The organism is Psychrobacter sp. Arc9 (genome assembly GCF_041431295.1).
Lineage (GTDB): Bacteria > Pseudomonadota > Gammaproteobacteria > Pseudomonadales > Moraxellaceae > Psychrobacter.
On the sequence record NZ_JASMRK010000004.1, the window covers coordinates 180,611 to 192,164 of the forward strand.

Here is an 11,554-nt window from a genome sequence, read left to right on the forward strand (position 1 = left end):
ATCTGTATTCACCGTAATAAATTGTGGTTTTGCCATTTCATTTTGCACTGAAAACCACGACAATATGGCTTTGTGTCAACATAAGTTCTGACATGATGCAATGATAATAAGAGTGCTGTTATTCAAATACTGTTATAAGGACAAATTATGGCTATTGCTTCAACGCGATCTGCACCTATTGGCTTAGTCATTGGTTGTATCATTTTTGGGTTGGGCAGCTTAATTGTCGCTCACGTCGATATTGGTGGTTGGGCCATGTCGTTTTGGCGATTGGCTGTTTCTGGTATTGTATTTGCGGTATTGGCTAAGATAATGGGCCAACGAACGCCCAAATCAAGACGGGCCGTTTTTTATGCGCTACTATCGGGAGCATTTCTAGGATTAGATTTGGCGCTGTGGCATGAGAGTATTTATGCGGTTGGGCCTGGTATTTCGACGCTGCTTAATAGTCTGCAAATATTTTTCTTGGCTGCGATTGGGTTTTTGTATTTTAATGAGCGTCAGTCTATCGTGCAGCTTATTAGTTTGTTTTTAGCCATGATAGGCGTGGCGATGATAGGTAGTCCTGAATTTGCACACAATACCGCTGCGACTTGGGGCTTTGTCACTGGGATTGTATCTGGTGCCATGCTAGCGGCTTCGATGACCTTTATCCGCAAAACGCATGACACTGAACCGACGCCTATATTTATGCTAATGCAGCTGATCAGTATCGGCGGCGTCTTAGCCATGATTATACCGATGTTTGTATTTGACACAGATAATATCCTACCCAATACATGGTCTGAGATTGGCTGGGTGCTTATCTATGGTACGGTGATGCAGTGCTTAGCATGGGGATTGATTGCCTACTCTATTCCTAAACTATCTCTAGCACTGACTGGACTGCTATTATTGACTGAACCTATTGCAGCCCTTGTCATTGACTATAGCTGGCTGGACAAGCCGATTAACACTTTACAGTGGAGTGGTGCACTATTAACGATGTTTGCTATTTACTTAGGCTCATTGAAGCCAAAGCCACGCGCCCTTCGCCGCTATCGATTTTTTTCAAGATTTTATAAGCGAGATTATAAATAGTTCCGATACTGTTGTTCTATACTATAGTCTAATCCAAATAAAACCGATACAACCCTATTAACAATTGCATTTAATGAAATAAACGATGACTTATTCAATAGACTATCGCAAACAGGTACTTTCTAGCATCACTGATGGTATGACCATACGAGAAGCTGCGCTATTTTATGGACTTAGCACCAGCACCATTCACAGCTGGCAGAAGAAATTAGCGCCTAAAACAACCAGAAATAAAGCACCGACTAAAATACCTGATGACGCATTGATTGAAGACGTAAAAAGATACCCAGATGATTATAACTATGAAAGAGCTCGTCGCTTGAACTGTAGTAAAACGGGCATCTTTAATGCTTTAAAGCGTCTTGGTATCAGTCAAAAAAAAGACCTTGGAACATCCAAAAGCGTGTCCGATAAAAAGAGCGATATTCCAGAGTAGGCTTGATCGCTTTACGCAGCAAGGCTATCCCATTGTCTATATGGATGAAAGCGGCTTTGAGGCTGAAACCATTCGTTCTCATGGCTATGCACCGATTGGTAAACCCTGTATCGATAGCTACAACTGGCAAGCTTCGAGACGTACGAATGTCATCGGAGCTCTCTATGAAAAAATGCTATTTGCGCTTGATTACTTTGAACACAATATTAACAGCAGCATATTCTACCACTGGTGCAAATACACGCTAATCCCAAGTCTTAAAACTAAATGCGTGATTGTCATGGATAATGCTCGATTTCATAAGAGTAAGCGTATTCAAAAGCTACTTAATAGACATGGTCATCGTATTTTATGGCTGCCGCCGTACAGCCCTGATCTAAACCCTATCGAGAAAAAATGGGCACAGGCTAAGTTTCTACGCCAAGGATGGATGGAGAATAATCTACCTAAACTGTTTCGTGATATGGGCTGTATCGATTTTATAAAGACTTAACTATACTGTTGCTCAACACTGCCATAAAAAAGCGCCCATGCTATCGGTAGCATGGGCGCTTTTTGTTAGATGAGATATGCTTTGACTATCTTTATTTGATAAGCTCAAACTTCAATCTCATCAGTATTACTTATTTCGCTTCAGAGCTTTGGTTAAACAAAGCATTCAACACGATAGCGGCTAAAGTAGCAGTACCGATACCGCCTAAATCAAAGCCGCCTAAGTGCAAGCTAAAGTTACCGGTACCCATAATGACCGTCACTGCTGCGATGATCAAGTTGCTGTTTTTACTAAAATCAATATGGCTATCGATCCATATTTTTATCCCAGCAACCGTGATAAGACCAAAGACAACAATAGAAGCACCGCCCAACAGAGCTGCTGGTATGGTCTGAATGATCGCACCAAACTTTGGTGACAGTCCCAATATGATAGCAACCAATCCTGCTACGACAAATATCGTCGTGCTATACACTTTGGTAACCGCCATGACACCGATGTTTTCAGCGTAAGTAGTGACACCTGTACCACCAAATCCTGCCGAAAAAGTCGTGGCCAAACCGTCCGCCAAAAATGCTCGGCCCATATAAGGCGTCACACGAGCCTTGGTCATGCCCTCTACTGCCTTAAAGTGCCCTAGGTTTTCAGCCACCAAAATAAAAGCCACAGGTGCAATTAGGATAATAGCGCTCATCTCAAAGCGCGGCGTATGAATGCTTGGTAGTCCAAACCATGAAGCGGCAGCTACTGTACTAAAATCAATCGCTGTACCAAAGCCTAGAATATTGGTCATGACAAAATAAGCAACGTACGACAGAACCAGACCGACGAGTAGCAACAGACGACGCAACATACCGCGAGTAAATACTGCAACACCACTAATGAGCAGTACGGTCAAGGTAGCCATCCAAGCATCAAACTGATTGGCAGACACGCCTTGAATGGTCACTGGCGCCAAGTTAAGACCGATAATCATGACAATCGCACCCGTCACGATAGGCGGCATCAAACGCTCAATCCAACCTGTACCTGTCTTCATCACTAGCAGACCAATCAATGCATAAATAATACCGCAGGCCATAATACCGCCTAGCGCAACATTTAGATTGTCATTGAACCCTGCGCCTGCATAAGCGGTCACCGCGATGACGGGACCAATGAAAGCAAAGCTTGATCCCAAGTAGCTCGGCATACGCCCACCGGTAATCATAAAGAACATTACTGTACAGATACCGGACATCAAGATAGCTAAGTTAGGATCAAACCCCATCAATAAAGGTGCAAGCACAGTTGCACCAAACATGGCAAACGTATGCTGTATACCGAGCAATACGCTTTTTGACGGAGGTAAATAGTCGTTGATACCGACTGGATCACGATCCAAGTCACCCTTATAAGGACGCCATGTCGGAAACCAACGGCCATTTTCAAAATCTGGATTGTGCGGATAATTGATAGCGGCTGAATCAATGCCTGCAGACTCCAAGGCATTTTGAGTCGATAGATCTTGAGCGCTATTGTCTGACGCTGATGAAGGGTCTTTTTGAGATGGCATGCGCGCTTGTCCTATGTGAGCTAAGCTAAAGTAATAGGCTAGAATAACTGATAAAATAAGTATATTAATAAATGGATATATTTCTAAGGGCTTGTATAAATAGCAAAACGTTAAGTCTTTCTATCTATAATATGTCATCCTAATTCATTCATTTATGTTGTAATATGACAAACCAAAAGTATTATTTGGTATGATAGCCATATCTTGCTAGATGTATGAATACGGATATGTCTGACTGAAAAATTTAGTCTTTTTTAATCCGTCTTATTTTACGATGATAACCAACTTACAGGATGTTACATAGTTGTTGACTGCGAGCATGATAACGGAGTTTCAAAATAAATAAAAGTTATTATTCGATTGCCCTCAGTGCTCATTTACCTTATAACCTTCATAAATAGTGTCTCGCGCCCACCTATCAATGGTGACTAGGAGCGAAGGCTGTCTATTATATTTTTCACAAAAGCGCCCAATGCCATAGATAAAATAGGCTAAAGCGCTTAAAATTTTTGGTGACTTATTATGATCAGTGTTTTTGATTTATTTAAAATCGGCATCGGCCCATCCAGTTCGCATACAGTCGGACCGATGGTCGCTGCAAACTTATTTTTGACCTCGCTAACTGAGCAGATGGAACTGACTGCGGTTAAGACCATTGAGATTGAACTGTATGGCTCTTTGGCAGCGACCGGAAAAGGCCATGCAACAGATACCGCTATCTTGTTAGGACTGCTTGGACATACGCCTAGCACGATAGACACACGCATGACCAGCAGCTACCTATCTCCTATCTTCTCTGACAAGATTCTCAATGTATCAGGCACGCATACGATTGCTTTTGATACAGAGCAAGACATCTACTGGTATGACGATACTGTGCTGCCTTATCATCCTAATGCATTGACGCTACGTGCTATCTCAACTGAAGGCATTCGCTATCAGCAGACTTACTATTCAGTCGGTGGCGGTTTTGTCATCAATGAAGAAGATGCAACTAACCCAGACGAAGATCATGCCAGCCCGACCATCAATAGAGTTCCCTACCCGTTCAATAACGCAGCAGAGCTACTAGAGCAATGTCGTGAGCATGACTTGAGCATCAGCGAATTGGTACTAGCAAACGAATGTCACTTCCATGCCAAAGAAGAAGTATTTGCTTATCTAGATAGCATTTGGGAAGTCATGCAAGACTGCGTCAAACAAGGCTGTGAAAATGGCGGTATCCTACCGGGTGGATTAGATGTAAAACGCCGTGCCCAAGATTTGCACACGCAGCTGTGCGCTGAAAAAGACCAACCGATAACCAAGACTGATAAGTTAGCCGCTATGGACTGGGTCGATTTGTACGCGCTCGCCGTTAACGAAGAAAACGCAAATGGCGGCAAAGTAGTCACTGCTCCAACCAATGGCGCAGCAGGTATCATTCCTGCCGTACTGCATTACTATCGTGACTTTTTGCCCAACTACAGCCAAGATGGCGTTCGTAAATTTTTGCTAAACGCCACTGCTATCGGTAGCCTTATCAAACAAAATGCTTCAATCTCTGGTGCTGAAGTCGGTTGCCAAGGTGAGGTTGGTTCTGCGTGTGCAATGGCAGGCTCTGCACTGGCAGAAATCATGAATGGCACGCCAGCTAAATGCCTAAATGCAGCAGAGATTGGCATTGAGCACAATCTAGGTCTTACTTGTGATCCTATTGGCGGACTGGTACAAGTGCCTTGTATCGAGCGTAATGCGATGGGCGCAGTCAAGGCAATCAATGCAGCACGCTTAGCCTGTAGAGGCAATGGTCAGCACTTCGTCTCTTTAGATAAAGCGATAGAGACGATGAAGCAAACAGGAGCTGATATGTCTGATAAGTATAAAGAAACAGCACGAGGCGGTCTGGCGATTTATGCTGACAATAGAATCCCTACGGCAACGCGCGGTGTCAGTGTTAATTATAGTCAGTGCTAGGTTAACTTCTCGAGAAATAATTTACTGACAATAGAAACAACAAAAAGGCCTCTAACGAATTAGAGGCCTTTTTTGTCATGTATAACTGCTTTATCGTCTATATATTGCTATCAATATTATTCAGCAGTTTTTGATACCACTTCGTTTAGAATCCATACTGGCTGCACTACGTTTGAGCCTTCTGCTGTTACTGCTTCTTGGCGTACATCTAGGACATAACGATAGTTCGGCTCATAGGTAAAGCCCTGAATATTACCGTTTAGCGTTGTGTAGTTTTTCTGATAGGTTTGGCGATACTGCAAGCACTGTGATTCAACCATGCTGCCATCAGTAGCAGTTAAGTCACATACTGCTTTACGCGGTGCAATTTCCACTTCAAAACTTGGAATATTAACTACTTTTACATTCATAGGTTGTCCTTCAACAACCATCGTGCGCTCATCATCCATACTCATCGTAGAGCAACCAGAAAGGGCAAAAGTCGTCATCAATGCTGCAAGTGCTAATTTCTTCATTATTCAATCCTCAGATAATTGTTATTGATTCTTTATTGATAGCTTAGTTACTGGCTTATTTATTGATTTAGCTAATAATTCATTGCTACTTAGATAAACTTATTGTTTTGAACACCTTATCTTGCTTTGCTACAAGCTAATAAGGTTGTTTGCTTCTTACTGAAACCATTATAGGTCGCTATTCGTCTTACCCTCTATAACTGCTTTGTAAAGTAACGTCAGCTTTTGCAACTGATGTTAATGAAGCGTATTGAATAGCAGAGTTATTTGCTACTGAGCAGAAGTTTGACATTAAAAAGCCAGAACAAATATTGTTCTGGCTTTGATGCAACTACGCAAATTCTGTTTTATGGAGAAGTACTAGCTACGATAATCAGCGTTTATTTTGACGTAATCGTATGACAAATCGCAGGTATATACGGTATCGCTAGCATCGCCACGTGCAAGGTCGATATGAATGGTAATCTCAGGTCGGCTCATGACTGTTTTGCCCGCCTCTTCTGTATAGTCAGGTGCAACACCGCCATTTTGACAAATCATTACCTCGTCTAGATACACATCAACTTGCTCTGTATCTAAATTTTCGATACCAGCATAGCCCACTGCTGCTAATATGCGTCCCCAGTTAGCATCACTGGCAAAGAATGCCGTTTTTACTAAGGGTGAATGTGCGACTGCATAAGCCACATCGCAGCATTCTTGCGTGGTCTGACCGCCAGTCACCTTGACCGTCATGAATTTAGTAGCGCCTTCGCCATCACGCACAATCAATTGTGCCAGACGGACAAACACATCAGCCAATGCATCAAATACAGGCTGATAATGTGGATGCTCTGTGCTATCAATCACCTCTGAGCTAGCAGCACCTGTTGCGATTAACACACAACAGTCATTGGTTGAGGTATCGCCATCGACAGTAATTCGGTTGAAAGACTGCTCATTGATAGCGCTTAGCATTTCTTGCAGTAAGTCAGCGGTGATATTGGCATCTGTCGCCACATAGCCTAGCATGGTCGCCATATTTGGGCGTATCATTCCTGAGCCTTTAGACATACCAGTGACATGATAGCTAGTACCTGCTACATCAATTTTTTGGCTGGCCAATTTAGGAATAGTATCTGTCGTGCGAATGCCATTAGCAGCGGCTAGCCAGCTATCAGACGCTAGATTAGCCAATGCATTATCCAAACCTGCGATGACGGCATCACTATTTAACGGCTCACCAATCACGCCAGTAGAGAATGGCAATATCGTATTGGTATCTACACCGGCCTTGTCAGCCAATGCTGTACAGATATCAATAGCGCGGCGCTTGCCATCAGCGCCCGTACCTGCATTTGCGTTACCCGTATTGGTGACTAAATAGCGCGGACTAACCTTAGCAAAGTGCTCACGCAATACTCGCACTGGCGCGGCACAAAAGGTGTTTTTAGTGGTTACAACCGCAGTAGTGGCCTTGTCAGATATTTCGATAACTACTAGATCGTCGCGGTCCTTATAACGGACACCTGCCGCTGTGGCACTGAGTTTGATACCATCGATAGGATAGATAACGTCAGGTACTGATACATTTCCAACAGCCATAATAAAATCCTTATTTCTCAATTTTTATCGTTATTTGTGTAATACGAAGTGATAAATACTATAGTCAGTTTAAGCTTATTCAAATACAAGAAGCACTAGCTTCAGCTCTATAACTAATAAACTGAGCAAGCTGATTATCGTACCTAGTTTACATAAGATTGACTATATATAGGCATCACGGTATATAAGTATTACTGTTTCTTTAGGTCAAATGCTGACCAAATCGGTGCATGGTCAGATGGTTTTTCCATAGCACGTAGCTCATAACTGATACCAGCATCGATACATTTATCGATTAAGTCTGAGGTACATAGAATATGATCAATACGTAACCCGCGCTTAGGTTCATCGTTGAAGCCGCGACTGCGATAATCAAACCAGCTGTATAACTCAGTGCTCTCTGGATAATGCAGACGGTAAGTATCTGTCAGCTCACGCGACATCAATGCCGAATACCATTCGCGCTCTTCTGGCAGAAATGAGGTTTTTCTATTTTTTAGCCAGCGTTTGGCATTGACTTCACCAATACCAATATCGATATCTTCTGGTGCGATATTCATATCACCCATGACGATAATCGAACGACCTTCCGCTTTTAGCGTATCAATATAAGTCATCAAATTGGCATAATAAGCACGCTTCATAGGAAATTTAGTCGGGTGATCTTGGCTCTCTCCTTGCGGAAAGTAACCATTGAGCACATCCACTTCACGACCTTCAAACTCATAACGTGCATGGATAAAGCGCTTTTGGGCTTCTTCATCTTCGCCAGGGAAGCCTTTTTGTACGAATACAGGTGCAGCTTTGGATAATAGTGCAACGCCGTAATGCCCTTTTTGTCCAAAGTACTCGACGTGGTAGCCCAGTCCTTCGATATCGCTAAGCGGAAATTGATCATCATGAACCTTGGTTTCTTGTAGGCCCATGACATCAGGATCGATTACCTCGCGCACCGCCTCGAGCTGATGCTGACGTGCACGGATACCATTGATGTTAAAACTGACAAAACGGGTCATAAACTGTCCTATACTGATTGGTTAGAATATAGCGCTCTATAAATGGGGGAAATATAAACGGCTATGATAACAAATGTAAGCGGTTCTAGCGGTTGCATGGCCTGATATCTTGAGCTAGAGTAACTCTATTATAAGCACTATCTATTATTGGTCTATCTGAAACACTTTTATTCAACAATACTTATTAAGAATATCGAGCATTACTATGACAACAATTAAGCAAAAAAATACGACATCAGCCATGAGTGATGACACCAAACCATTATTTGCTAAAGATTATAACGTCTATATTAACCATACTGATGCTGGCGGTATAGTCTATCACGCCAATCACTTGGTGTTTTTTGAAAACTGCCGACGCGACTGGTTTACTGAGCTGGGCTTAAATGGGTATTTTTTGCAGACTGATAGCGGTGAAGTGCAGCATTTTGTCGTGAGTCAGGCGGACTTGCAATACAAAAGAGCCATTCTATTAGATGAGGTAATTAGCGTACGTATTGATAAAGTGGAGCTAAAACCTGCCAGCATCATATTTTATCAAAGTATCTATCGCAATCTACCAAATCATAGTACTAACGAAACAGATGATAGCCAGCTACTAAGCAGTACCAAAATTGTCATTGCCTGCGTACAAAACCTCGTCAAACCAGAGCCAATGAGTAATGACGAGATAGGCAGCGATAAACCAGATACTTCAGCGACAACCCCACCAATGCGTCCTATTCGTGTACCAAAAAAACTGCGCGTTACGATCGAACAAGCTATCGACGAGCAAGTAAATGGTCAGCAGTAGAACGCTATGAGCATAGATACGGATAGAGTGTTGCTTGAATTTGATAACCTATGGGTACATAGCCAACGGACGATAAATGCTCAAAGCATTAAAAATAGCAAAGAAGCCTCGAATAAAAGCTCTATGCCGTATAGCATTTATCAAAAATGGGCAAGCAAGCTAACCGCAGACGCTTCACTGGATAAAGAGCCATCAACTCCTGATCGAACGCTAATAAGCGGTGCGAGCGGTACGCTATTGTCAGGGCAAGTTACTGTTTTGACAGGAGCGTCTGGTAGCGGTAAATCAGTACTGTTGCGAATATTGGCAGGGTTACTTCCCATGAGCAGCGGTACTATTCGTTTGCATGATAATGACACGTCGAGTAATGTTTATCACGATATTCATGAGACTGCACCTGTACTGTGGCGCCAGCAAGTTACCCTACTCGCTCAGCACCCACAGTTGTTAGACGGCAGTGTCCTTGAAAACTTACAAATGCCTTATCAATTGCACGCTCACCAGTCGCAGACTTTTAACATAGACTGGCATGTTGCTCAGCTTCAACACTTAGATAGAAGTGCAGATTTTTTGCAACAGGACGCCAAGCACTTATCTGGTGGCGAGCGCCAACTGGTCAATACATTGCGTCTATTACAACTTAGTCCACAAGTTCTATTACTAGACGAGCCAACCGCCGCTTTAGACATGGGCACTTCAGCACAGCTAGTCAACTTACTCATCAGCTGGTTGCACGCAGATGCTCAGCGCACACTCCTATGGGTGACTCACGACACAAAAGATATTATGCCTTTGGCAAATAGACACTGGCACATGCAAGCAGGTGTACTCACTACAGACTTTTAAAGAACTTGTATTCAGAAATATTTAATCAAGTGATTAAGTCGTCGTATAGTTGCTCAGACAATTTAGCACGTTAATGACCTCAACCCTCACCTTGTATTATTACCATAATTACTTCCTAAATAAGCTCATATGAGTGGTACGAATGATATGCAAATTTTTCTCACTTATAGTGATATCGCTCTTGCTAGCAGCCTAATTATCATTGTATTACTCATCTCTTGGCGCTTACGTTTAAAACTAAGCAAGACCCTTCTAATAGCGGCCTTTCGTACGATCATACAACTTAGCTTTATTGGGCTGATACTGGCGTGGATTTTTGCACGTGAACAATGGTATGAAGTGCTACTTATCTTAACGGTCATGACTTTAATTGCAGGAAGTGCCGCCAAAAATCGCGTTAAACGCAGTTATAAGGGGTTATTAACAGATACGTTATTGGCAGTCGGTATCTCAGCAATACTAGTAACGGCGATTGCGATTATAGCGATTTTGAATGTGCAGCCTTGGTATACACCGCAATTTATTATTCCTATATTGGGTCTGATATTAGGGAACTCTCTGACTGCCATTTCGTTGACGAGCAATCAATTGATCGAATCTTTTCATGAGCAATCAGGGCGTATCGAGATGATGCTCAGTCTATCTGCTAAGCCATTCGAAGCCGTCCATGAGCAGATAAAGGCAGCTATCACTAATGGCATGACTCCAACTTTAAACTCTATGCTAGTCGTCGGTATTGTTAGCTTACCAGGCATGATGACGGGTCAAATCCTAGCGGGCGCCGATCCCACTCAAGCCGTACGCTATCAAATAGTTACTATGTTCCTGATATGTGTCAGCAGCACGCTTGGCTGCACCATCAGCGCCTTACTTATTTATCGACGATTCTTTAATAAAAAAGATCAATTTATTTTACCGCAATAATTTTGGCATCTACATTCCTTTGTGTTTCATCAGCTCATCAATATTAATTATCTAATCCTTCTTTTGTCAGCCAGCAAAGTCACTATATTCTTATAAGTTAATATATGTACTGATCAGTATCGCTTACTGTTATTGTTTTAGACTAAATTCATGCTAATGTATTGCTCAAATGTATCGTTTTTTTGATACTCTATTTGTAAGCTATAGATAAATAGTTTTAGAACGAGCATTATTTTTATTACTGAACTTTTTATTTATTTGTTCTATTTAATGCTTTATACCCCACTCTCAACTTGAAATAAGCAAATCAAACTGAAGAGGCGGATTACCAAGTTTTTTGTTGAGTACAAAGCACA

At 42.3% G+C, this 11,554-nt stretch carries 11 protein-coding genes; 7 read left to right on the forward strand and 4 right to left on the reverse strand.

Features of this window, described 5'->3' with window-relative positions:
* Positions 1 to 147: 147 nt before the first annotated feature.
* From QO187_RS03945 to QO187_RS03955, 3 genes are all read left to right on the forward strand, one after another.
* Positions 148 to 1,080 carry a DMT family transporter gene (locus QO187_RS03945; RefSeq protein ID WP_201571805.1) on the forward strand — a complete coding sequence of 311 codons (933 nt, stop codon included), beginning with the start codon at positions 148 to 150 and terminating at the stop codon, positions 1,078 to 1,080.
* Positions 1,081 to 1,165: 85 nt separating this feature from the next.
* Positions 1,166 to 1,516 (forward strand): IS630 transposase-related protein, encoded by a 351-nt coding sequence (locus QO187_RS03950; RefSeq protein WP_101204408.1) that lies wholly within the window; start codon positions 1,166 to 1,168, stop codon positions 1,514 to 1,516.
* A complete protein-coding gene (locus tag QO187_RS03955) occupies positions 1,467 to 2,009 on the forward strand; it encodes an IS630 family transposase (protein WP_265089095.1) in 543 nt (180 codons plus the stop codon). The genes QO187_RS03950 and QO187_RS03955 overlap by 50 nt, the downstream gene beginning before the upstream one ends.
* A 130-nt stretch (positions 2,010 to 2,139) precedes the next feature.
* On the opposite strand, the gene QO187_RS03960 is transcribed toward QO187_RS03955, so the two are convergent.
* On the reverse strand, positions 2,140 to 3,564 hold the full coding sequence (locus QO187_RS03960; protein ID WP_102092484.1) for a solute carrier family 23 protein: 1,425 nt from the start codon (positions 3,562 to 3,564) through the stop codon (positions 2,140 to 2,142).
* 519 nt (positions 3,565 to 4,083) lie between these two features.
* Here QO187_RS03960 and QO187_RS03965 point away from each other — a divergent pair.
* Positions 4,084 to 5,520 (forward strand): L-serine ammonia-lyase, encoded by a 1,437-nt coding sequence (locus tag QO187_RS03965; RefSeq protein ID WP_227673284.1) that lies wholly within the window; start codon positions 4,084 to 4,086, stop codon positions 5,518 to 5,520.
* A gap of 116 nt (positions 5,521 to 5,636) precedes the next feature.
* Here QO187_RS03965 and QO187_RS03970 read toward each other — a convergent pair whose 3' ends face one another.
* The 3 genes from QO187_RS03970 to xthA form a co-directional block, all read right to left on the reverse strand.
* The gene (locus QO187_RS03970; protein ID WP_101204449.1) at positions 5,637 to 6,035 is read right to left on the reverse strand and encodes a DUF4377 domain-containing protein; all 399 of its coding nucleotides are present in this window, start codon (positions 6,033 to 6,035) and stop codon (positions 5,637 to 5,639) included.
* 360 nt (positions 6,036 to 6,395) lie between these two features.
* Complete coding sequence (gene argJ / locus QO187_RS03975) at positions 6,396 to 7,619, reverse strand: bifunctional glutamate N-acetyltransferase/amino-acid acetyltransferase ArgJ (RefSeq protein WP_201571809.1); 1,224 nt, start codon at positions 7,617 to 7,619, stop codon at positions 6,396 to 6,398.
* Between the two features lie 191 nt (positions 7,620 to 7,810).
* Positions 7,811 to 8,635, reverse strand: a complete 825-nt coding sequence (gene xthA, locus QO187_RS03980; protein ID WP_371547364.1) for an exodeoxyribonuclease III — start codon at positions 8,633 to 8,635, stop codon at positions 7,811 to 7,813.
* 205 nt (positions 8,636 to 8,840) lie between these two features.
* Here xthA and QO187_RS03985 point away from each other — a divergent pair, with 205 nt between their 5' ends.
* From QO187_RS03985 to fetB, 3 genes are all read left to right on the forward strand, one after another.
* Positions 8,841 to 9,428: a thioesterase family protein gene (locus tag QO187_RS03985; RefSeq protein WP_201571813.1), complete on the forward strand. Its 588-nt coding sequence runs from the start codon at positions 8,841 to 8,843 to the stop codon at positions 9,426 to 9,428.
* A 6-nt stretch (positions 9,429 to 9,434) separates the two neighbouring features.
* Positions 9,435 to 10,274 (forward strand): ATP-binding cassette domain-containing protein, encoded by an 840-nt coding sequence (locus QO187_RS03990; protein ID WP_201571815.1) that lies wholly within the window; start codon positions 9,435 to 9,437, stop codon positions 10,272 to 10,274.
* Positions 10,275 to 10,421: 147 nt separating this feature from the next.
* The gene (gene fetB / locus QO187_RS03995; protein WP_227673280.1) at positions 10,422 to 11,198 is read left to right on the forward strand and encodes an iron export ABC transporter permease subunit FetB; all 777 of its coding nucleotides are present in this window, start codon (positions 10,422 to 10,424) and stop codon (positions 11,196 to 11,198) included.
* Positions 11,199 to 11,554: the final 356 nt, after the last annotated feature.